Raw genomic sequence first — 23023 nt, forward strand, 5'->3', positions numbered from 1 at the left:
CATAACGATATCGACAATGTGCAAAAGGTCAATGGCCGACTGCAGTGTCGGTCGATCACCCTGACGTGCGGAACCGCGCGTCCGCGGTAGGCGCGCCAGGTCCGGCCAGCTCAGGACTATTGAGTTTTCAGCCCGTCCGATCGAGCGTCAGTCGCATGCCGTCATAGGCCGGGATCACGCCGGCCGGCAGGCTCTGCCGCAGCACCTCGTAGTCGAGGTCGGAGTGCATGTTGGTGATGACCGCGCGCTTCGGCTTGAAGCGCTCGATCCATGACAATGCGTCGGCGACGCTGAAATGGCTGGGATGCGGTGCATAGCGCAGGCCGTCGACGATCCAGAGATCGAGACCTTCCAGTGCCGGCCAGCTCTCCTCGGGAATGTCGTGCAGATCGGGCGTGTAGGCGGCGTCGCCGACGCGGTAGCCGAGCGCAGGAATCCGGCCATGTTGCACCAGGAAGGCCTCGAGCTTCAGCGGACCGCCCTTCCCCTGGACGGTGTGGCTCTCGCCGGCCTCGATCGAATGCCGGGTCAGGATCGGCGGATAGTCGCTGCCTTCCGGCGAGATGAAGCAATAGGAGAACCGCGCCATGATGTCCTTGGCGGTCGACTGGTTGAAGTAGACCGGGATGCGGCGGCGCTGGTGCAGCACCACCGAGCGCAGATCGTCGATGCCGTGGGTCTGGTCGGCGTGCTCGTGCGTCAGGAACACCGCGTCGATATGCTCGACATCGCCGTCGATCAGCTGCTCGCGCAAATCCGGCGACGTATCGATCACAACCCGCGTGGTGCCGTGCTCCATGGTGCGCTCCGCCATGATCGAGCAGCGGCGGCGGCGATTCCTGGGATTGTTCGGATCGCAGGCGCCCCAGCCGAGCGCCGGACGCGGCACGCCGGCGGATGAGCCGCAGCCCAGAATGGTCAGTGTCAGCGTCATGCAGCAACCTTCGGCGCCGGCACCTTGGAGAACAGCCGGAAGAAGTTTTCGGTGGTCTGCCGCGAGATCTCCTCCAAGGAGACACCGCGGGTTTCGGCGAGCACCTTGGCGACCTCGACGACGAAGGACGGCTCGTTGCGCTTGCCGCGGAATTTTCCGGGCGCAAGATACGGCGCGTCGGTCTCGACCATGATGCGGTCACCCGGCAACTCGGCGGCCAGCGCGCGCAGGGTGTCCGACTTCTTGAACGTCAGGATGCCCGTGAACGAGATCGACAGCCCGAGCGCGATCGCCTTCATCGCCAGCTCGCGGCCACCGGTGTAGCAGTGCAGGACGGCCTTGAACGGTCCCTTCGCGACCTCATCCTCCAGGATGCGGCCGCAATCCTCGTCGGCTTCCCGGGTATGAATGACAAGCGGCAAGCCGGTTTCGCGCGCAGCAGCGATATGCACGCGAAAGCCGCGCTCCTGCGCCTCGCGCGAACCATGCTCATAGAAATAGTCGAGCCCCGCCTCGCCGAGCGCCACGACTTTCGGGTGCTTGGTCAGCTCGATCAGTTCGCTGGCCGGGATGCCGTCCTCTTCGTCGGCATGATGCGGATGCGTGCCGACCGAACAGTAGACGTCAGGAAAGCGCTCGGTGATCGCGAGCAAGCCGCCGAGCCGCCTCACCCGGGTCGAGATCGTGACCATGCGGCCGATGCCGGCCGCTTCGGCGCGTCGAACGATCCCGTCGAGATCGTCGGCGAAATCAGGAAAGTCCAGATGGCAGTGACTGTCGACCAGCATGAATTTCGAACCACTCACTCGGTCTTCGGTTCCACGTAGCGCGGGAACACGCCGACCGGCGCCGGCAGAACCGTGCCCGGCTTGATCCGCTCGGCGATGGTGGCAAAGCTGCGCGCATCCGCTGATATGCCGAGGCTGTCGAGCATCTTGCCGCAGGATTCCGGCATCACGGCCTGCGCCATGATCGCGATCTGGCGCACCACTTCGGCGGTGACATACAGCACCGTCTTCTGGCGCGCCGTATCGGTCTTCGCCAAGGCCCACGGCGCCTCGCCGGCAAAGTAGCGGTTGGCTTCAGCGACCACGGCCCAGACCGTGTTGAGCCATTGATGGATCTGCTGCGTCGCCATCGCGGTCCGCGACGTCTCCAGCATGGCGTCGGCCTGCGCCAGGATCGCCTTGTCGTTGTCGCTGAACTCGCCGGGCTCCGGCAGCACGCCGCCGAGTTGTTTGGCGATCATCGACAGCGAACGCTGGGCGAGATTGCCGAAATCATTGGCGAGGTCGGCATTGATGCGCGCGACGATGGCCTCGTGGTTGTAATTGCCGTCCTGGCCGAACGGCACTTCGCGCAGGAAGAAGTAGCGCACCTGGTCGACGCCGTATTGGTTCGCCAGATTGAAGGGATCGACCACGTTGCCGACCGACTTCGACATCTTCTCGCCCCTGTTGAACAGGAATCCGTGCGCATAGACGCGCCTCTGCAACGGGATGCCGGCCGACATCAGGAAGGCCGGCCAGTACACCGCGTGGAAGCGGATGATGTCCTTGCCGATGATGTGCACGTCGGCCGGCCAGTAGCGCCAGCGCTCGTCGCTCTCGTCCGGATAGCCGACGCCGGTGATGTAATTGGTCAGTGCGTCGACCCAGACATACATCACGTGCTCGGGATCGTTGGGGACCTTGACGCCCCAGTCGAAGGTGGTGCGCGAGATCGAGAGATCCTTCAGCCCGCCCCGCACGAAGCTCATCACCTCGTTACGGCGCGAATCCGGGCCGATGAAATCGGGTTGGCTCTCATAGAGGTGCAAGAGCTTGTCCTGGTAGGCCGACAGCTTGAAGAAGTAGCTCTTCTCCTCGACCCATTCGACTGGCGTGCCCTGCGGGCCGCGGCGGACATTGTCCTCGCCGACCGTGGTCTCATCCTCGGCGTAATAGGCCTCGTCGCGTACCGAGTACCATCCGGCATAGGCGTCGATATAGATGTCGCCATTGTCCTGCATGCGGCGCCAGATTTCCTGCACCGATTTGTGGTGGGCAGGTTCGGACGTGCGGATGAAGCGGTCGAACGAGACGTTGAGCCGCTCGTCCATCTCCTTGAAGCGCGCAGCGTTGCGGGTGGCGAGATCGTACGGCGTCATCCCCTCGCCCTGCGCCGTCTGGATCATCTTCTGTCCGTGCTCGTCGGTGCCGGTCAGGAAGAACACATCCTTGCCGTCGAGCCGCTGGAAGCGCGCCAGCGCATCGGTCGCGATCGCCTCATAGGCGTGGCCGATATGCGGCTGACCGTTCGGATATGCGATCGCGGTCGTGATGTAGTAGACGTTGCCGCGGTCCGCGGCAGGTGCCGAGACGGACGCGCGCGCAGCAGCCGTCGCTGCGGGTTTGGGTTGCTTGGGCGCGCGGACTGTTGCCGCCTTCGGGGCCTTCTCGGCCGCTGGAGCTTTCGGCGCAGCGGGCTTCCTTGCAGCCGGAGCCGCGACCGCCGCGGCGGCCTTCTTCGGCGGAGTCTTGGAGGGCTTCGTGGCAGCGTTCTTGGCGGTCTTCTTCGCAGCCTTCTTGACGGCCTTTTTGGCGACCTTCTTTGCCGCCGGCTTCTTGGCACCTGTCTTGGCCTTGGTGGCTTTCTTCGTCTTTTTGGTGACGCGCCCAGCCTTCTTGGTCTTGGTCTTGGTCTTGGTCTTGGTCTTGGTCTTGGTCTTGGTCTTGGTCTTGGCAGCGCGCGACTTCGCCGTGGCTTTCCTGGTCGCGCGGGCGGGCGATGCCTTCTTCGTCTTCTTGGCCTTCTTCGACGATTTCTTCTTAGCAGTCGCCACCACGGAATCCTTTGCAGATCGAAACGGGATTGTCGGGAGTGTTGTCGGACAGATGTGTTTTCGGACGAGTGTGTTTTCGGACGGGTGCGTTGTCAGACTGATTGTTTTCAGACTTGGCGTCTATCGGGTCGCGTCCGCGAGCATCGAAAACACCGAGAAAACCAGCGGCTTGCGCTCCAGATTGTAGGCTTCGGTATCGCGCGCGGCGCGGACGATCTTTTCCCATACCTCCGCCAGCCGTGCAAGGCGCGGCAGATTGGCATTGGCGTCACCGGTTCGCATGCGCTCGCTCATCCAGCGATCGATGCCGTCGATGAAAGCGGCGAGCGCCACGCGGTCGCTGGTGCCGAGCGCATCGCCCAGCGCGTGCAGTTCGCGCGGATCGACGCTCGGAAGCGTTGCGAGCAGAGCGGCCGTGCGCTGCTGTAGCTTGAGCGCATCGCCGCCGAGCAGCGATAGCGCCCGCCCGACACTGCCCTCGGATGCTGCGGCAGCTTCCGCCAGCGCTGGATCGTCGGCCTCGATGTCGGTTGCGGCCGCGGCCGCGCGCACCACATCGCTCGTCTCCAGCGGCCGCAGCAGCAATTTGCGGCAGCGGGACAGGATGGTCGGCAGCACCCGTGACGGCGCGTGGCTGACCAGCAGGAACAGCGACCGCTGCGGCGGCTCCTCGAGGATTTTCAAGAGTGCGTTCGCAGCATTGGGGTTGAGTTCATCGACCGTGTCGACGATGCAGACGCGCCAGCCGTCGACCGCGGCGGTCGAGCCGAAGAACGAGATCGTCTCGCGGGTCTCGTCGACCGTGATCACGGTGCGCATCACGCCGCGGTCGTTGAGGCCGCGCTCCAGCACCAGCAGCCCGCCATGGGCGCCCGCCGTGATCTGGCGCGCCACCGGATCGGACGGATCGACGCGCAGCGTCGGCGCCGCCTGAACCTGAGACGACTTCGGATTGCGGAACGCCAGCACGAACCGCGCCATGCGGTAGGCCAGCGTTGCCTTGCCGATGCCCTGCGCGCCGCCGATCAGCCAGGCATGCGGAATTCGTCCGCTGCGATAGGCATCGAGCAGTGCGGTCTCCGCCTCGCGATGCCCGAACAGATCGGGGGTTTCGCGCGGGTGGCGGGCGGGGTTCTCCTGTTCGACCTTGCGTGCGCTCATGCGGGACTGTCTGCCGTGAGCGTTGCGCGCAGATGCTCGCGCAGCGCGGCCCAGATCCGCGCCGCGACCGTGTCCGGATCGGCCGTCGCGTCGATCAGCACGCAGCGCTGTGGATCGTCAGCCGCGATCCGGCGGTAGGCATCACGCAAATCCTGATGGAACTTGATGCCCTCGGCTTCGAAGCGATCCGCCGTGGCATTGCCGCGGCGCAGGGCGGCGCGTTGCAGACCGACCTCGACCGGCACATCGAGGATGAAGGTGAGATCAGGTTTGAGATCGCCGATGGTGACGCGCTGCATGGCATTGACCAGGCCGGGCGATACCTGCCCGAGCTGGCCTTGATAGGCGCGCGTGGAATCGAAGAAGCGGTCGCACAGCACCCAGATGCCCTGGTTGAGCGCCGGCAGGATCACGGTGCGGACATGGTCGTCACGCGCGGCGGCAAACAGCAGCGTCTCGGCTTCCGGCCCGAGCAGCTTGCCCATCCCAGACAGCACGAGGTGACGGATGATCTCCGCCCCCGGCGAGCCGCCGGGCTCACGGGTCACGATCGCGCGCAGCTTGGCGACATCGAGCCGTTCGGCGAGCTTGCGGATCTGGGTCGATTTCCCCGATCCCTCGCCTCCTTCAAAGGTGATGAAGCGACCGCGCAAGCTCGGCCGTTGGACTGCTGCTTCCGCCATGTCAGAGCTTCTCGACCCCTGCGCGGAACATTCCGATCACAAGCTCCTGGGCGCCGTCGAGCGCGCGGCGCATCGTCGATCCCGTGCCGACCGCATCCGCTGCAAACACCGGAGTCTCCATCGCGACATTGCCGCCGCGCCAGACCCGGACGACGCCGATCTGCTGGCCGGCGGCGATCGGCGCCTTGACCGGGCCGCTATAGATGACACGGGCGAGCAGCTTGTCGTTGCCGTTCTTGGACACCATCACCTTAATCGGATCTGGGCTGACCAGCTTGACCGAGCGGCTCTCGCCGCCGAACACCCGGGCGTAGCCGACCGGCTGGTTGGCCGCGATCAGGACCCGGGTCTCGAAGCTGCGAAACCCCCATTCCAGCATCTTCTTGGCTTCGGTCGCGCGGTCGTCTGAATCCTCGAGGCCATTGACCACGACGATCAGCCGCGTGTCGTTCTGCACGGCGGAGCCGACCATGCCGTAGCCGCCTTCCTTGGTGTAGCCCGTCTTCAGGCCGTCGGCGCCGGGCAAAGCGTTGAGCAGCGGATTGCGGTTCTGCTGGCGGATCTTGTTCCAGGTGAATTCCTTCTCGCCGAACAGCTTGTACCGGTCCGGGTAAGTCAGGATGAGGTGGCGCGCCAGAATCGCGAGTTCCCGCACCGTCATCTTGTTGGACGGATCCGGCAGTCCGTTGGAGTTGCCGAAGGTCGACTTCGTCATGCCGAGCTCGCGGGCGCGCTTGGTCATGAAATCGGTCGCAAACGTATGCTCGTTGCCGGCGATGCCCTCGGCCAGCGCGATGCAGGCGTCGTTGCCGCTCGGGATGATCGCACCGTGCAGGAGGTCGTCGACCGAGACCTTGCTGTTGATCGCCGCGAACATCGTCGAGGTCCCGGACGGCGCCCCGCCCCGCCGCCAGGCGTTCTCGCTAATCCGGTACTCGTCGGTCAGCTTGATGTCGCCCTTCTTGATGGCGTCGAACACCACTTCGGCGGTCATCAGCTTCATCATGCTGGAGGGCGCGCGCAGCTCGTCGGCATTCTTCTCGAACAGCACGCTGCCCGAGGAGGCCTCGACCAGGATCGCGGTCGGCGCATCGCCGTCGAACCCGCCATCTTCCTTCTTGGCGCCCTGGACGCTGTTATTGGCGGCATAAACCATCCCGCCGCAGCCGATCGCCAACACCACCACGGCCGCGACCAGGCCACGCCAAGAACGCCCGGCGCGAGCGAACAACGTGCGGGGAATTGCGATCTGGGCTGCCATCGGCGATGTCCTGAAAGACTGCGTTCTAACAGCTGGAAGTATCGCAAACAACTGAGGTTTCGCCGCTTGTGCACGGCCGGCTGGATTGCCGGCAGCGCTGAACGCCCGTATCCTTGGAACCAGCTAACGACAACAGAACCGGCAAACAAGGCGGAAACGCGAATGTCATCCTCCCGCACCATTTCCGCCAACGGCATCGACATGTTCGTGCGTGAGGCCGGGCAAGGCCCACTGGTCGTGCTCTGCCACGGCTGGCCGGAGCTGTCCTACTCATGGCGGCACCAGATCGCAGCCCTCGCCGCGGCAGGCTTCCGGGTCGCAGCCCCTGACATGCGCGGCTTCGGCCGGACCACCGCGCCGGCCGATGTCGGCGCCTACACGATCTTCGATACTGTGGGCGACATGGTCGCACTGGTGGCCGCGCTCGGCGAGCGGAAGGCGATGATCGTCGGTCACGATTGGGGCGCGCCGGTTGCCTGGCACGCGGCCCTGTTCCGCCCTGATATCTTCAGCAAGGTCGCAGGCCTCAGCGTGCCGCCGCCGTTCCGTGGCCGCGGCCGTCCACTGGAAACCCTGCGCGAGGGCGGCATCACCAACTTCTATTGGCAATACTTCCAGCCGCCCGGCGTGGCGGAGGCCGAATTCGAGCGCGACATCGCCCACACCATGCGACTGGTGCTCGGGCGCGGCGTCTCCGATCCAAGCTCGATGTTCGTCGACGAAGCCAAGGGTTTCCTCGGCAAGCTGCCGGCCGGAATGCCGCTGCCGGCCTGGCTGACCGAGGCCGACATCGCCGAATTCGCCGAGGGCTACCGGCAGTCCGGCTTCCGCGGCGGCCTGAACTGGTACCGCAATCTCGACCGCAATTGGGAGCTGACCGCGCCCTGGCAAGATGCGCAGATCCATCAGCCGTCGCTGTTCATCGCCGGCTCGAACGATTCGGTGATTACCGGGCTGATCGGTGCCAAGCGGGTCGCGGACATGGAACGCGTGCTGCCGAACCTGCGGCAGAAGCTGATCATCGAGGGCGCCGGCCACTGGATCCAGCAGGAGCGCCCGGCCGAGGTCAACGCGGCGCTGATCACATTTCTGAAATGATCAGGCCAAAAGCTTGATTCGCAACGGCTTGATTCAGTAGAGGCCGCGCCCGCTCAGCACTTCGGCCGGTCCACGCGCGTCGATCGGCACATAGGCCGCCGCCGGGCTCGGGGCCGCGGCGTAGCGCGCGTCACCCTCGTAGGAGACCTCGCGCGGATTGTTCGGCACGCGGCGGTGCAACCGGCTCGAGGCCGACATTTCCGAGGTGGCGCTGACCGAGGCGTAGTCGGACTGGGTGTTGCCGAGGCTGTAGGGCCGCCCTTCGGGCAGCGGGACATCGCCCCGGACTCGGCCCGACGAGGACGACATCTCCGGCACGAACGGCCGGGCCGAGGCGACCCGGACCATCGACGGGGACGGCGCCGGCGTACCGGTGCGCAGGGTCGCCATCAGCTGACGGTCGTCGGAGCCTTCGAGCGGCGCCCGGCCGACATATTCGACGCGGACGCGCGCGACGCCATTGCCTTTGAAATCAAGCAGTTCGGCGGCCTTGTTCGAGACGTCGATGAGGCGATTGCCGTGGTACGGGCCGCGGTCGTTGACGCGAACGACGAGCGATCGGCCGTTGCTCAGATTGGTGACGCGCGCGTAGCTCGGCATCGGCAAGGTCGGATGGGCGGCCGTGAGCGAGCCCATGTCGAACACCTCGCCATTGGCGGTCAGCCGGCCGTGAAAATCATCGCCATACCAGGACGCCAGGCCCTCGGCGCGGTAGTTCTCGTTCTCTTCCGGCACATAGGTGCGGCCGGCGACGACATAGGGTTTGCCGATGCGGTAGGTGCCGCCGCCCTTCGGCACGGGGTCGCCGAGCGCCACCACACGCGGGCTCGAGGACACGCCGTATTTGGGATCGACCCGGCTGGCGAACTGGTTCGACGAGGCACAATTGGCGACGATGAGGCACGTGGCCACCGCAACGGCGCCGCGCGCCGTCCGGATCATCGAATCTGGCCGTCTAATCCCCATTTGCCCCAAGTACCATTCTGCCCGGACCCGCGCCTACTCCGAGGCGTCGGGATCGATTCTGTCACTGTGCGGCCCACCTCCGCACCGGATGGTGAAGATATCGCAACCGGAACACGGCGGAAATGGGGAGAGCCGTCGGGCGGTGGCGCCTTGGTGAATGGTCTGTTGCGCTTCCTCCGTCCTTCTACGGACCTCCCTCCGCGCAGAATGCCCTCGCCTGTCCCGCTATCAGACACACTGTTGCAGCAAATCATCAGTCGGGGGCATCTTCAATTCCAACAATTGAATCTTTTTGACTGTGCAAGGCTGCAATCGTTTTCTCTTCCGCGTGGGGCGCAAAGGAAGTTTGCGATGATCGAGACGGTTACAGCGGTAATGGGCCTGGTGAGTGCGGCGATCTTCTTGGCGCACGCCGTGGAAGGCTATCGGTACCGGGCCTGACAGTCCGTTGAAGGCGGAAAGACGCGTCACCTCTTTCCAGGAGAGAATGTTCGGAAAGCTTTAATCAATTCGGATGAGCATCGATTGAAGGCAGGTGTGTCATGCGTAATCACGATTTGGTCTCCGACGGATTTCTGACCCTGACCGCAGCAAGCCTTGTGCTGCTGTGCTCGAGCCTGCTGGCCTTCGCTTTCGGCTGAACACGAGATGTCCTTGGCGCCATCAACGCCCATGCGACAGGCTTCGGCTACCCTCACCTCATTTCTCGCCGCCCGAACCCCGGCTTCAGCCTTGGAGTGCTGGCGATACCAACCCAGGCAAGTGCTCGGCTGCCATCATCTGCACGGCAGATCCGCCGTCTTCTCCCAGACCCGGTCCTGACGCATCCTCCACGTTCCCAGCGAGAGGATTCGCGAATGACGGGCGGAGTAAGAAAGGGAACGTCTGCGCTGCTGGTCAGCACGGATGGCCGGTTGCTGATGCAACTGCGCGACGACCTTCCTCACGTTTCCGACCCCGGCAAGATCAGCCTGTTTGGCGGGCGGCGGGAAGGCACCGAGACTTTCCTGGAATGCATGGTGCGCGAAATCCACGAGGAAATTGGCTACTACCTGCCGCCCGAGCGTTTCGAGCTGATCGGCCGTTATTTCGGACCGGATCATTCGACGCCAGGCGGCACCCTTCACGGCGAGGTGTTCCTTGCGCGGGACGTGCCGATCGACCGGTTGAGGGTCACTGAAGGCCGCCTCGAGATCGTCGCCGTCGACGACCTCGAACGCATCAGCGGCAGGCTTGCACGCCCGGCGGAATATGCGCTCGCGATCTTCCTGAAGCGAGAACCAGTTACCTGAGCGATGAAACCAGCTCGCGGACGAGCTCGTCGATCATCGGCAGCGCATCCGCGGGATGGACAACATCGATATCGTGCACATGCCAGTAGGTCACCTTGTCGGCGACCTTGGGGAACCGCCGCTCGATCAGCGGACGATGCTCGGCCTCCTTGAGCGCGATCACCAGGTCCACGCCGTCGAAGTCAGCCAATGAACATGGCTGCGGATAGCGCGTTGCGCCCTCCGGAACGATGCCGTTGGTGCGAAGCCGGTCATCGGCAAACACCGACATGGCGCCGACATTGTCGGGCGAGCCCCGTTCGGCGGCGCCTCTGGAGAATGCGCGCCACGGCAGGTTTTCGCCGCGCGCAAGATGATTGAACAGCTCCTCTGCGTATCGACTGCGGTAGTAGTTGCCGGTGCAAAGGAAGAGAACGCGCTTCATGGGCATCATGATGGCCAACGGCGGTGGTCGCGGTCAACCGTGGTGCGTGCATGCGACGATGACCCGCGGCCAATTGCTGCGGCCTCGGCGCCGTAGCATCGGCTGAAGGCCGGGTTGTCCTCGCGCTCAAATTCAGTCGGTTGGTTGCTGGTGGACCGAGCTAACGGCCCATTTCGCTCCGGTGTTCTCGCCAAGTTCGCGTTGCGTTCGGCGTCGCCCTACGCTAAGGGCCTGATCCGAATGATCCGGAAGGGTGGCCGAGTGGTTTAAGGCACCGGTCTTGAAAACCGGCGTGCCCGCAAGGGTACCGTGGGTTCGAATCCCACCCCTTCCGCCACCTGCCCTCGATGTGCCCAGCCGTCGCAGTCAGGTCTGCCGGATGAACTCCGCGATCAGGCCGCCGATTTCCTCCGGGGCATCCTCAAGACAATAATGCCCGACGCCGGCAAGACGCTTGACCGGTGCCGCCGGGAAGATCGCGGAAAACAGCGGCAGGAAATGCTCTGCGTGCAGGGTGCGGTCCGCCTCGCCCCAGATGGCGAGCGCCGGCCTGCTGCGGATCGCGCGATCGGCGGCGGGATCCGGCGCGTCGAACCTGTGCGCACCGGTCGCAAAGCCCCTGGCCCATCCGATCGCACCGAGACAGTCGGCCGGGCGTGCGAAGGGGGCGCCGTAGGCGGCGAGCCAGGTGTCGGTGATGACGGCGTTGTTCTCGAAGCCGTTGAGCTTGAGCGTGCTCAGGATGTTGAAACCGAGTTGGCCGAGAACCGGCTCGAGTTCGCCGTTCGCCTCGGCCTTTGCGATCCATTGAAACCACGGCGAAGCTAGCGCATTGGCGGTGACGCGCTCGAACAGATCGCTCTGCCCGAACGGCGTCGGCCCGTTGGCCGAGATGATGCGGCGGATGCGATCCGGATGCCGGACCGCGAACCCCATGCCGACGGGGCCGCCGAAGTCATGTATGACCAGCGTGATGTCGGTGAGATCGAGCGCAAGGACCAGCGCTTCGAGATTGTCGACATGGTCCTGCAGCCAATAGCTGCGCTGCGCCGGCGTCGCGCTCTTGCCGAACCCCATGTGATCCGGAACGACCACGCGCTGCGTGGCGCTGAGGGCTGGCACCAGATGACGAAACAGATAGCCCCAGGTCGGTTCGCCATGAAGGCAGAGCACCACCTCGCCGTCTCGCGGGCCCTCGTCGACATAATGCATCCGGAAACCTGGCGCCGTGCTGAAATGCGGCGTGAACGGAAAGGTGCCGTGGAAGGTGGCGTCGGACTGGATCATGGCTCGGCCTCGAATGGTTTTAGATTGAAACCATTGTCTATCGCTTGCGGTTTTACTTTGCAACCGATATACCGAGCCCCGACCGGGCGGTCTTTCGGGCCGCGCACCGATCGAGGAGCGTCAGGCGGACCACGATGGCGAAGCGAGTGAGCCACAGGGACTCGATGTGCGGCGTGGCCCGGCCGCTGGATGCGATCGGAGACTGGTGGTCGCTGCTGATCGTCCGCGATGCATTCGACGGGCTGCGCCGGTTCGGCGAATTTCAGAAGAGCCTCGGGCTTGCCAAGAACATCCTCTCCGCCCGGCTCCGTAATCTGCTGGCGCACGGAATCATGGAGACCGTGCCTGCAGCGGACGGCAGCCCGTACCAGGAATATGTGCTGACCGAAAAGGGACGCGGGCTGTTCCCGCTCCTCGTCGCGCTCCGGCAGTGGGGTGAGGATTTCTTCTTCGAGCCCGACGAAGCGCATGTGCTGCTGGTTGATCGAAAGAATGGACTGCCGGTGCGCCGCCTCGAGCTGAGAGCGCAGGACGGACGCGTCGTCGGCGCAGAAGACACGATGGTGCGGCTGCCGCGGGCTTCCCATGGGAACGGCAACGCGTGAGACGCGCGTGCGCTACGCCGGACCGCGGCCAGCAACCGGATCTTAACCCTCCTTGCCGCAGCATCCGCGCGTGGAGGTTCGACCAATGCAGACATTCCGGATTTCGCTGAGCGATGGGGAGCGGAAATTCCACACGGCGATTCAGGCGCCGGATCCCGCGTCCGCGCGTATCAAGGCCGCCTACTTCTTCGACATATCGAAATGGCGGATCTTGAGTGTGTCGCTGAGCGGAGCCAGCGCTGCCGCGGCGTAGTCGCTGCGCAACCTACGCCATCCGGTCGAGCTCAGACGCGGCAAGTTTTGCAATCTGCAGGTCGATTTCGGCGAGCGGATCGTCATCCCACCACTCCATGACGATGGCGCCGAGCCGCTCGTCCGGTTCGTTCGAGAGCTTGAGCATTGCCGGTTCGCCGTGCCGCCGCACCGGTAGCAACCGCGCGGCGTGCGTCACGATCGGATCGCCGTCGGGGACGAGGCTCCAGGCCGAGAGATAGGGTTCGAACATCGGGCGGGCTGACTGGGTGATCAAGGGACGTAACGGTCGTTAGCATTGCCTGCGCGCGCTGCCACGCTGGTTCCGTGCGGCGCGTCGTGGCAGGCCGCGGCAACCAGTTCCTGGCCGCCCTGCCCATGTTGGCTGATGACAGCCCCCACCCATCTCGCGCTACAATGTAGCAGCCGGTGCGACGGAGGGTGTGGTGATGCCGCGAAAGGGAATTACCGGACACGACGATTGGGTGGTCACGGAAGCTCTGGCCACCGCGCTGGTCGCGCTCGAACAGTTGCCGTCGAAGCATCAGCCGCGCGCGCATATGGAGGACGTCCGCAAGCTCCTGACCGCGAGATGTGAGGCCGGAGCCGTCACGCTGCATCTTGCGCAAGCCAAGTGCCGGTTGTTTCCCGATACCGATCCCCTGACCATCTATGAGGAATACGGTCTCAAGGACGGACTTGGGTAGCGGCCGCCGTCGCGGCGGCGCCCTGAAGAGCCGCGTGAAGGTCGAACGGCTAGTCGTGGCTGACGCGCCAGATCGTGCCGTTGCCGTCTTCGGAGACCAGCAGCGCGCCGTCCCGCGCCACGGTGACACCCACCGGACGGCCCCAGACCTCATTGTCACCGATGACGAAGCCGGTGACGAAATCCTCGTACTCGCCGGTCGGCAGACCGTTCTTCAACCTGATGCGAATGACCTTGTAGCCGGTGCGCTTCGCGCGATTCCACGAGCCGTGTTCGGCTGCAAACCCGTCGCCGCGATATTCGGCCGGAAAGCTGCTGCCGGTGTAAAAGGTCAGGCCGAGTGAGGCCGAGTGCGCCTGCAACAACACGTCGGGAGTAGTCACCTTGTCCTTGAGGTCGGGCCGCGCGCCGGCATGCGCGGGGTCTTCGTTGGCACCAATATAGTACCAGGGCCAGCCGTAGAACGCGCCCTCGCGGATACGCGTCACATAGTCGGGCACGAGATTGTCGCCGCGGCCGTCGCGCTCGTTGGTCGAACACCAGGGCGTGCCGCTTCCAGGCTGGATCGCAAGTCCGACGCAGTTGCGGATACCGGTGGCGAACAGTTTCCGGTTCTTGCCGTCGGGATCGAAGGCCAGCACAGCCGCACGGTCGGTTTCCGATCCCCAGGCGGCGCCAAGCGCGTGATCGCGACTCCAGCTCTCGATACCTTCCGGCGGCCGGCCAAGGCCCTCGCCCGCGTTGCCGACGGAGCCCACCGACACCAGCATCCGCTTGTCGTCGGGCGTGAACACGATGTCACGCGTGGAATGGCCGTAGCCGTGAGGAAGGTTTGCGACGATGCTCTCAGGCTTTCCCGGCGCCCTGAGATCGCCGTTGCGGTAGGCAAAGCGCACGACGCTGTCGGTGTTGGCGACATAGAGCCATTGCGGATTGTCGCCGTTTGGAAAGAACGCGATGCCGAACGGCCGGTTCAGCCCGGTTGCGTAGACCTCATTGGTCGCCGGCTTGGTGGCGCCGTCGGCGTTGCGCAGGACACGGATGCGGCCGGAGCTGGTTTCCACGACGAAGATATCGCCGTTGGGCGCGGTCCGGATAATCCGCGGACCGCTCAGCCCGCTCGCAAACAACTCGACCTTGAACCCCGCCGGCACCTGCGGCGCCGCCGATGCGGGGCGCGACACGATGCGGGATGAGTTGCTGCTGGAGGCCGTTGCCCCCGGCTTGGGCAAGTCCTGCGGCGTGATCAGACGCACCGTGCCCGGTCTGTCGCGCTGCCAGTCGCCGAAGGCCTCCGCGCCCTTCAGCACAGGTTCAGCGCCCGACCGCGCGATGCTGGTCGCTGCGAGGATGACGACGGAAATGCTCACGCCGGCAAGGTTTGTCTTACGCATTTGCTCCTCGCGCGAGGTCCCTGTCAGATGCGCCGCTCATAGCGCAGTTCGCGCGCAGGATGCATTCACAATGTCCTCTGTATCGTTGGCCGTTGGGAAGCGCCGTCGCATCAACAGGCGAGCGCTCCGCAGCATGCACTACACGGCCCGGGAACTGACCATGGGCTTGCGCTCGGCCGTCGTCGGTTCGCGGAACGCCGGCGTGTCTCCAACAAGCGGCTTGAGGGGAACCGTGAGCCGGCAGATCAGGCCCTCGGTGCGCCAATCGAAATCGGCCCGTCCGCCGAGCTGGGTCTCGATGCTGGCAATGACACTTCGTGTGCCGAAGCCTTTCTGCTTCGGCTTGGTCACCGGAGGCCCGCCGGATTCCACCCAGGCCAGGATCAGCGTCTCGTCCTCCACTTCCCAGGTGATCGCGAGCCGGCCCGGCAACACCGACAGGCTGCCATATTTGGCGGAGTTGGTGACGAGCTCATGCAACGCCAGTGCCAGCGTCTGCGCGGTCGCGGGCTGCAACTGCACCTCTCCGCCGGCGATCCGGATCTGTCCGGCCTCGGAATAAGGCGCAATCTCCTCGGTCACCAGCCGCCGGATTTCGGCGCCCTGCCAGCTCGACAGCGACAGCACGGTGTGAACGCGCGCCAGCGCCGTGATGCGGCCCTCGACCGCCCGCACATAGGCGGTCACGTTCTGCGCGCGCGTCAGGCGCACGATCGACTGCGCCAGCGCAAGCGCATTCTTGGCGCGATGGTCGACCTCGCGGGTCAACAGGCTCTGCCGTTCCTCGGCCTTCTTGCGATCGGTGATGTCGACGGTGACGCCGCTGACCCGCACCACCCTGCCGCTCCTGTCGCTGGTCGCCGCAGCCGTGCCGACGCACCAGCGGATCTCGCCGTCCGGCCGCACGACGCGGAATTCGGCCTCATAAGATGAGTGGCCGTTGCCGAAGCCGGTCCAGCCCTGCCGGAGTTTCTCGACATCGTCGGGATGAAACAGCCTTTGGATATTGTCGGAGGTCAGCGCAAAGGATTTCGGATCGACGCCGAAGATCTTGTATTGCCCCTCGTCCCACATCCAGTCGCCGTTGACCCAGTCCCAGTCCCACGAGCCCATCTTGCCCGCGGCAATCGCCATGCTGCGGCGCGCCTCGCTCTCGACCAGCCGTGTGGTCGACTGCTCGAGCTCGGCGGTGCGGGCGCGCACGCGGTCCTCGAGCTCGGCGTTGAGGCGTTCGAGTTGCCGCGTCTTGCGGTAGAGCTCGGCGAACACGCGGATTTTTGCGCGCAATACTTCCGGCACGACCGGCACCGGCACGTAATCGACCGCGCCCATTTCGTAGCCGCGCAGCCGATCAATGTCGCTGACCTGGATTGCCGAGATGAAAATCATCGCGGTCTTTTGAAAGCGCGGATGCTCGCGGATCATCGCGGCGAGCTCGAAGCCGTCGAGCTCGGGCATGCAGACGTCGACCAGGATGACCGCGACTTCGTTCTTGAGCAGGAACTCCAGCGCCTCGCGGCCCGACGAAGCGGCCACGAGCGTCTCGCCGAGCTCCTTCAAGATGACCTCATAGGCCAGCAGCTTGGCCGGCTGGTCATCGACCAGAAGGATGTTTACCTTTTCATGGTCCATCATAATCGATCGCCGATCAGCGGTGCAGCCACATGCGGATCGCCAGCAGCAATTGCTCGGTGTTCACGGGTTTCGCCAGATAATCGGATGCGCCTGCCTCCAGGCATTTCTCCCGGTCACCTTTCATCGCCTTCGCGGTCAGCGCGATGATCGGCAGCCGCGCAAAGGCGGGATTTTGCCGGATGGCGCCGATGGTCTGGTAACCGTCCATCTGCGGCATCATGATGTCCATCAGCACGATCGCGATCTTCGGATTGGACTCGACCAGCGAGATCGCCTCGTGACCGGTTGTCGCAGTCAACACCTTCATACCACGCCGCTCCAGCACGCTCGACAGCGCGAAGATGTTGCGGGCGTCGTCGTCGACCAGGAGCGCGGTCTTGCCAATAAGATCCTCATCGGAACTATTGAGCTTCTCCAGCATCCTCTGTTTTTCGACAGGCAATTCCGTGATCACACGGTGCAGGAACAGTGACGTTTCGTCGAGCAGACGTTCTGGCGACTCCACACCTTTGACGACGATGCTGCGCGCCATCGTGTGCAGTTCCGCGTCCTCTTCGGCCGAAAGTTCCCGCCCCGTAAACACCACAACGGGGATATTGGAGAGCGTCTCATCCTTGCGGATCTGATCCAGCACCTCGAAGCCGCTCATGTCGGGCAGCCGCAGGTCGAGCACGACACAGTCGCACGGATGCTCGCGCAACGTTGAGAGCGCCCCTGCTCCGGTTCCGCTGGTCACGATCTCGATATCCTCGTGGCCGAGCAACTCGGTGATGCTGAGCTGCTCCGCCGCATTGTCCTCCACGATCAGCAGGCGCTTGCGACGCGGTCTGGCGTATTCCTTGATCTGCGACAGCGCCGCGCTGACGCCCTCGGTCGTGGTCGGCTTGTTGACGAAGGAGAACGCGCCGCGCGCCAGCGCATGTTGCCGGTCCTCGTCGAGCGTAATGACCTGGACTGGAATGTGACGAGTGAGCGGATTGTGCTTGAGCTGGCTCAGCACCGTCCAGCCCAGCATGTCGGGCAGGAAGACGTCGAGCGAAACCGCGCTCGGCTGGAACTGCTTGGCGAGATCCAGCGCCTCGGCGCCCCGGCTTGCGACCAGAACCTTGAAGCCCTTGTCGCGCGCCAGATCGATCAGCACCCGCGCGTAATGCGGGTCGTCCTCGACGATCAAGAGGATCGTGTCGCCGGGCTCGAGATCGAGCCGGTCGTCCGGCAGCTGCTCGATCACCCGCTCCTGTGTGCCGGACGATTGCAGCGACGGCGCCGCCGTGTGCGGCATCGCCAGCGCCTGCGCCGGCGGGCGCAGGGCGGCCGACGGTCCGGCATATTTCAGCGGCAGATAGAGCGTGAAGGTCGAACCCTTGCTCGGTGCGCTTCGCAGATGGATCTCGCCGCCGAGCAGTCCGGCCAGCTCGCGGCTGATGGCAAGGCCAAGGCCCGTGCCGCCATACTTGCGGCTGGTGCCGGCGTCGGCCTGCTGGAACGCCTCGAAGATCAGCTTCTGCTTGTCCTGGGGAATACCGATGCCGGTATCCGACACTTCGAATGCGACCACGGCTGGTGCGGCGTTCAGGATCGGATGCTCGGCGCTCCAGCCGCCGAGTGCAGCCGACACGGTCAGGCTGACGCCGCCCTCCGCGGTGAACTTGAATGCGTTGGACAGCAGATTCTTCAGCACCTGCTGCAGCCGCTTGGAGTCGGTCACCATGCTGCGCGCAAGGTTGGCGTCGACATCGATGCTGAAGGAGAGATGCCGGTTCTCCGCCTCGTGCCGGAACGGCCGCCCGACGGTCTCCAGCAGACTCGAGGTGAGGATTTCCTCGGCGTCGACCGTCACCGTGCCGGACTCGATCTTGGACAGATCAAGGATATCGCTGATCAGGTTCAGCAGGTCGGTGCCGGCGCCATGAATGGTGCGGGCGAACTCGACCTGCTTGCTAGTCAAATTGCCGTCCGGATTCTCGGTGAGCTGCTGGCCCAGGATCAGGATCGAGTTCAGCGGCGTGCGCAGCTCGTGCGACATGTTGGCGAGGAATTCGGACTTGTACTTCGAGGTCAGCGACAGCTCGGTCGCCTTCTCTTCCAGCGCGCGGCGGGCCTGCTCGATTTCCTGATTCTTGCGCTCGACGTCGACATTGCGTTCGGCAAGCTGCTGGGCCTTCTGCTCGAGCTGGTCGTTGGTCTGCTGCAACTCCTTCTGCTGGGTCTGCAATTCGCCGGCGAGCTGCTGCGACTGCTTGAGCAGCGCCTCGGTCTGCATCGTCGCCTCGATACTGTTGAGCACGATGCCGATGCTGTCGGTCAGCTGTTCGAGGAAGGTGATCTGCGATGTCGTGAACGACGAGATCGAGGACAGCTCGATCACCGCCTTGACCTGGTTCTCGAACAGCACCGGGAATACGACGAGGTTCTTCGGCATGATCCGCATCAGCGCCGAATTGATCGGCACCGCATCGCCGGGGATATCGGAGACGAGGCGCTGGCGCTTGTCGAGTGCGCACTGGCCGATCAGTCCCTCGCCGAACTGCACGATCTGCGGATGCGGATTGCTGCTGTCGCTGGCATAGGCCGACAGCAAGCGCAGCTGCGCATTCTCGGGATTGTCGACCTGGTAGATCACGCCCATATGCGCGTTGATCAGCGGCGCCAGCTCGGTCAGCAGCAGGCGGCCGACGGTCGCAAGATCGCGCTGGCCCTGCAGCATGTTGGTGAAGCGCGCCAGATTGGTCTTCAGCCAGTCCTGCTCGGTGTTGCGCTCCGTGGTGAGACGGAGGTTACCGATCATCGTGTTGATGTTGTCCTTGAGCTCCGCGACTTCGCCGCGCACGTCGACCTGGATCGAGCGCGTCAGGTCGCCCTTGGTCACGGCGGTCGCCACTTCCGCGATCGCGCGCACCTGGGAGGTCAGGTTGGCCGCGAGCAGGTTGACGTTGCCGGTCAAGTCCTTCCAGGTGCCTTCGGTGCCGGGCACGTTGGCCTGACCGCCGAGCCGTCCCTCGACGCCGACCTCGCGCGCCACGCTGGTCACCTGTTCGGCGAAGGTCGCAAGCGTCTCCGTCATGTTGTTGATGGTGTCAGCGAGCGCTGCCACCTCGCCCTTCGACTTCACCGTCAGGTTTTGCTTCAGGTCGCCATTGGCGACCGCGGTCACCACCTTGACGATGCCGCGCACTTGCTCGGTCAGGTTCGCCGCCATGACGTTGACGGTGTCGGTGAGGTCCTTCCAGGTGCCGGCAACGCCGCGCACCTCGGCCTGACCGCCCAGCTTGCCCTCGGTGCCGACCTCGCGCGCGACGCGCGTCACCTCGCCGGCGAAGGCGTTGAGCTGGTCCACCATCGTGTTGATGGTGTTCTTCAGCTCGAGGATTTCCCCCTTCACGTCGACCGTGATCTTGCGCGACAGGTCGCCGCGCGCCACGGCGGTCGTCACTTCGGCGATGTTGCGGACCTGCGTGGTCAGGTTCGCGGCCAAGAGGTTGACGTTGTCGGTGAGGTCCTTCCAGGTACCGCCGACGCCGGGCACCACGGCCTGGCCGCCCAACCGTCCCTCGGTGCCGACCTCGCGCGCCACGCGCGTCACTTCGGCGGCGAACGAGCGCAGCTGCTCGACCATCGTGTTCAAGGTGTCCTTGAGCAGCAGGATTTCGCCGCGCACGTCCACCGTGATCTTCTTCGACAGATCGCCGCCGGCGATCGCGGTCGCGACCTCGGCGATGTTGCGGACCTGCGCCGTGAGATTCGACGCCATGAAGTTGACGTTGTCGGTGAGGTCCTTCCACGTGCCGGCGACGCCGGGCACTTCGGCCTGGCCGCCGAGCTTGCCTTCGGTGCCGACCTCGCGCGCCACGCGCGTCACCTCGCCGGCGAAGCCGTTGAGCTGGTCGACCATCGTATTGATGGTGTTCTTCAGCTCGAGGATTTCCCCCTTCACGTCGACCGTGATCTTGCGCGACAGGTCGCCGCGCGCCACGGCGGTCGTCACTTCGGCGATGTTGCGGACCTGCGCCGTCAGATTGCCGGCCATCGAGTTGACGCTGTCGGTGAGGTCCTTCCAGGTGCCGGCGACACCGGGCACGTTGGCCTGGCCGCCGAGGCTGCCGTCGGTGCCGACCTCGCGCGCCACGCGCGTCACCTCGCCCGCGAAGCGGTTGAGCTGGTCGACCATCGTGTTCAGCGTTTCCTTCAGCTGAAGGATTTCGCCGCGGACGTCGACCGTGATCTTGCGCGACAGGTCGCCGCCGGCGATCGCGGTCGCGACTTCCGCGATGTTGCGGACCTGCGCCGTCAGGTTGCCGGCCATCGAGTTGACGCTGTCGGTCAAATCCTTCCAGGTGCCGGCGACGCCAGGCACCTCGGCCTGGCCGCCGAGCTTGCCGTCGGTGCCGACCTCGCGCGCCACGCGCGTCACTTCGCCGGCGAAGGCGTTGAGCTGGTCCACCATCGTGTTGAGCGTTTCCTTCAGCTGAAGGATTTCGCCCGACACGTTCACGGTGATCTTCTTCGACAGGTCGCCCTTCGCCACCGCGGTCGCGACCTCGGCGATGTTGCGGACCTGTGCCGTCAGGTTCGAGGCCATCGAGTTGACGCTGTCGGTCAAATCCTTCCAGGTGCCCGCGACGCCGCGCACCTCGGCCTGGCCGCCGAGCTTGCCCTCGGTGCCAACCTCGCGCGCCACGCGCGTCACCTCGCCGGCGAAGGCGTTGAGCTGGTCCACCATCGTGTTGATGGTGTCCTTCAGCTCGAGGATTTCACCGCGCACGTCCACCGTGATCTTCTTCGAGAGGTCGCCGTTGGCGACCGCGGTGGTGACGCCGGCGATATTGCGGACCTGCGCGGTCAGGTTCGACGCCATGAAGTTGACGTTGTCGGTGAGGTCCTTCCAGGTTCCGGCGACGCCGAGCACGTTGGCCTGGCCGCCGAGCTTGCCTTCGGTGCCGACCTCGCGCGCCACGCGCGTCACTTCCGACGCAAACGCATTGAGCTGGTCGACCATCGTGTTCAGCGTTTCCTTCAGCTGAAGGATCTCGCCCGATACGTTCACCGTGATCTTCTTCGACAGGTCGCCGCCGGCGATCGCGGTCGCGACGTCGGCGATGTTGCGGACCTGGGCGGTCAGGTTCGACGCCATGAAGTTGACGTTGTCGGTGAGGTCCTTCCAGGTGCCGGCGACGCCGGGCACCTGGGCCTGGCCGCCGAGCTTGCCTTCGGTGCCGACTTCGCGCGCCACGCGCGTCACTTCCGACGCAAACGAGTTGAGCTGGTCCACCATCGTGTTGATGGTGTCCTTCAACTCGAGGATCTCGCCGCTGACGTCGACCGTGATCTTGCGCGACAGGTCGCCGCGCGCCACGGCCGTGGTCACGTTGGCGATGTTGCGGACCTGGGCGGTCAGGTTGCCGCACATCGCGTTCACCGAGTCGGTGAGGTCCTTCCAGGTGCCGGCAACGCCGGGCACGATCGCCTGGCCGCCGAGCTTGCCGTCGGTACCGACCTCGCGCGCCACGCGCGTCACTTCCGAGGCGAATGACCGCAGCTGATCGACCATCGTGTTGATGGCCTCCTTCAGCTGTAGGATCTCGCCGCGCACGTCGACCGTGATCTTCTTGGACAAGTCGCCGTTGGCGACCGCGATCGTCACCTCGGCGATGTTGCGGACCTGGCCGGTCAGGTTGTTGGCCATCGAGTTGACGCTCTCGGTCAGGTCCTTCCAGACGCCGGTCACTTCCGGCACCTGGGCCTGGCCGCCGAGCTTGCCCTCGGTACCGACTTCGCGGGCCACGCGCGTGACCTCGGAGGTAAACACCGAGAGCTGCTTGATCATCGTGTTGACGATGTTCGCCGACTGCAGGAATTCGCCGCGCAGCGGCCTGCCCTCGACGTCGAGCTGCACGGTCTGCAGCAGGTCGCCCTGCGCCACCGCGGCGACCGCGCGGGTGACCTCGCGGGTCGGCCACAGCAAATCATCGATCAGGGTGTTGACCGAGCTTTCCATGTCGGCCCAGGCGCCACTGGCGAGGCCGAAATTGACGCGCTGGCGGGTCTGCCCCTCACGGCCGACGACCTGTCCGACGCGCGCCAATTGCTGCGCCATGCGCTCATTGGCGGCTGCGATTTCGTTGAAGGCGTCCGCGATCTTGCCGTCGATACCGAGATAGTCGCCACGCATCCGAACCGAGAAGTCGCCACCGCGCATCGCCTGCAGCGATTGCAGCAGATCGTGCGAGGAATCGAGGCTTCCGTTCGATGATTGGGCGCGGCGTGTATCAGCACGGGGACGAGGCGGCGAACCGAGATCGGTCATGTAATTTCCCCTACGCGCTGGCCACGAATCCACGGACTCGGAGAAGCCAGTGTGACTATAAGAATGACTGCCCTTGATCTATTCAAGCGGGAAAACGCCAAAACCGCGATTTGTGACGCAAACCGAGGGGCTTAATCGTCGATGGAACCAAAAGTTCCAAGGCGCATTGGAACTTTTTGCGCAGTAGCGTAAGCCAT

The 23023-nt window shown here is 64.7% G+C and carries 18 protein-coding genes and 1 tRNA gene; 6 read left to right on the forward strand and 13 right to left on the reverse strand.

Annotated features, from left to right (window positions below):
- Positions 1-127 precede the first annotated feature (127 nt).
- The 6 genes from HU230_RS12885 to HU230_RS12910 form a co-directional block, all read right to left on the reverse strand.
- A complete protein-coding gene (locus HU230_RS12885; RefSeq protein ID WP_176531338.1) occupies positions 128-934 on the reverse strand; it encodes an MBL fold metallo-hydrolase in 807 nt (268 codons plus the stop codon).
- Complete coding sequence (locus HU230_RS12890; protein ID WP_176535041.1) at positions 931-1722, reverse strand: TatD family hydrolase; 792 nt, start codon at positions 1720-1722, stop codon at positions 931-933. The genes HU230_RS12885 and HU230_RS12890 overlap by 4 nt, the downstream gene beginning before the upstream one ends.
- Positions 1723-1736: 14 nt before the next feature.
- On the reverse strand, positions 1737-3758 hold the full coding sequence (gene metG / locus HU230_RS12895) for a methionine--tRNA ligase (protein ID WP_176531337.1): 2022 nt from the start codon (positions 3756-3758) through the stop codon (positions 1737-1739).
- 120 nt (positions 3759-3878) lie between these two features.
- Positions 3879-4919 carry a DNA polymerase III subunit delta' gene (locus HU230_RS12900; protein WP_176531336.1) on the reverse strand — a complete coding sequence of 347 codons (1041 nt, stop codon included), beginning with the start codon at positions 4917-4919 and terminating at the stop codon, positions 3879-3881.
- Entirely contained in the window at positions 4916-5602 is a 687-nt protein-coding gene (gene tmk / locus HU230_RS12905) for a dTMP kinase (RefSeq protein ID WP_176531335.1), read from the reverse strand. The genes HU230_RS12900 and tmk overlap by 4 nt, the downstream gene beginning before the upstream one ends.
- A gap of 1 nt (position 5603) precedes the next feature.
- Entirely contained in the window at positions 5604-6758 is a 1155-nt protein-coding gene (locus tag HU230_RS12910; RefSeq protein WP_420840885.1) for a D-alanyl-D-alanine carboxypeptidase family protein, read from the reverse strand.
- 267 nt (positions 6759-7025) lie between these two features.
- On the opposite strand from HU230_RS12910, the gene HU230_RS12915 reads away from it, so the two are divergent.
- On the forward strand, positions 7026-7961 hold the full coding sequence (locus HU230_RS12915; RefSeq protein WP_176531333.1) for an alpha/beta fold hydrolase: 936 nt from the start codon (positions 7026-7028) through the stop codon (positions 7959-7961).
- Between the two features lie 33 nt (positions 7962-7994).
- On the opposite strand, the gene HU230_RS12920 is transcribed toward HU230_RS12915, so the two are convergent.
- Entirely contained in the window at positions 7995-8927 is a 933-nt protein-coding gene (locus tag HU230_RS12920; RefSeq protein ID WP_176531332.1) for a septal ring lytic transglycosylase RlpA family protein, read from the reverse strand.
- Between the two features lie 920 nt (positions 8928-9847).
- Between HU230_RS12920 and HU230_RS12925 the strand changes: the two genes are divergently transcribed.
- Entirely contained in the window at positions 9848-10219 is a 372-nt protein-coding gene (locus HU230_RS12925) for an NUDIX domain-containing protein (RefSeq protein WP_234633869.1), read from the forward strand.
- Here HU230_RS12925 and HU230_RS12930 read toward each other — a convergent pair.
- Positions 10212-10643, reverse strand: coding sequence for an arsenate-mycothiol transferase ArsC (locus tag HU230_RS12930; protein ID WP_176531330.1), 432 nt, complete (start codon positions 10641-10643; stop codon positions 10212-10214). The two genes, HU230_RS12925 and HU230_RS12930, sit on opposite strands and share 8 nt — an antisense overlap.
- Positions 10644-10890: 247 nt before the next feature.
- Between HU230_RS12930 and HU230_RS12935 the strand changes: the two genes are divergently transcribed.
- Positions 10891-10980: transfer RNA gene (locus tag HU230_RS12935), tRNA-Ser, on the forward strand.
- 29 nt (positions 10981-11009) lie between these two features.
- Here the strand turns inward: HU230_RS12935 and HU230_RS12940 are convergent.
- Entirely contained in the window at positions 11010-11930 is a 921-nt protein-coding gene (locus tag HU230_RS12940) for an alpha/beta fold hydrolase (RefSeq protein WP_176531329.1), read from the reverse strand.
- Between the two features lie 134 nt (positions 11931-12064).
- Here HU230_RS12940 and HU230_RS12945 point away from each other — a divergent pair, with 134 nt between their 5' ends.
- Positions 12065-12535 (forward strand): winged helix-turn-helix transcriptional regulator, encoded by a 471-nt coding sequence (locus tag HU230_RS12945; RefSeq protein ID WP_176531328.1) that lies wholly within the window; start codon positions 12065-12067, stop codon positions 12533-12535.
- Positions 12536-12620: 85 nt separating this feature from the next.
- Positions 12621-12788, forward strand: coding sequence for a hypothetical protein (locus HU230_RS12950; RefSeq protein WP_176531327.1), 168 nt, complete (start codon positions 12621-12623; stop codon positions 12786-12788).
- A gap of 12 nt (positions 12789-12800) precedes the next feature.
- Here HU230_RS12950 and HU230_RS12955 read toward each other — a convergent pair whose 3' ends face one another.
- Entirely contained in the window at positions 12801-13040 is a 240-nt protein-coding gene (locus tag HU230_RS12955) for an aminoglycoside phosphotransferase family protein (RefSeq protein WP_234633870.1), read from the reverse strand.
- Positions 13041-13236: 196 nt separating this feature from the next.
- Between HU230_RS12955 and HU230_RS12960 the strand changes: the two genes are divergently transcribed.
- Positions 13237-13494, forward strand: a complete 258-nt coding sequence (locus HU230_RS12960) for a hypothetical protein (protein ID WP_092114459.1) — start codon at positions 13237-13239, stop codon at positions 13492-13494.
- A 49-nt stretch (positions 13495-13543) separates the two neighbouring features.
- Here the strand turns inward: HU230_RS12960 and HU230_RS12965 are convergent, their stop codons facing one another.
- From HU230_RS12965 to HU230_RS12975, 3 genes are all read right to left on the reverse strand, one after another.
- The gene (locus tag HU230_RS12965; RefSeq protein WP_176531326.1) at positions 13544-14887 is read right to left on the reverse strand and encodes a PQQ-dependent sugar dehydrogenase; all 1344 of its coding nucleotides are present in this window, start codon (positions 14885-14887) and stop codon (positions 13544-13546) included.
- A gap of 138 nt (positions 14888-15025) precedes the next feature.
- Complete coding sequence (locus tag HU230_RS12970; RefSeq protein ID WP_176535039.1) at positions 15026-16519, reverse strand: sensor histidine kinase; 1494 nt, start codon at positions 16517-16519, stop codon at positions 15026-15028.
- Between the two features lie 16 nt (positions 16520-16535).
- Positions 16536-22826: a HAMP domain-containing protein gene (locus tag HU230_RS12975; protein ID WP_420840861.1), complete on the reverse strand. Its 6291-nt coding sequence runs from the start codon at positions 22824-22826 to the stop codon at positions 16536-16538.
- Positions 22827-23023: the final 197 nt, after the last annotated feature.

Source organism: Bradyrhizobium quebecense (assembly GCF_013373795.3).
Lineage (GTDB): Bacteria > Pseudomonadota > Alphaproteobacteria > Rhizobiales > Xanthobacteraceae > Bradyrhizobium > Bradyrhizobium quebecense.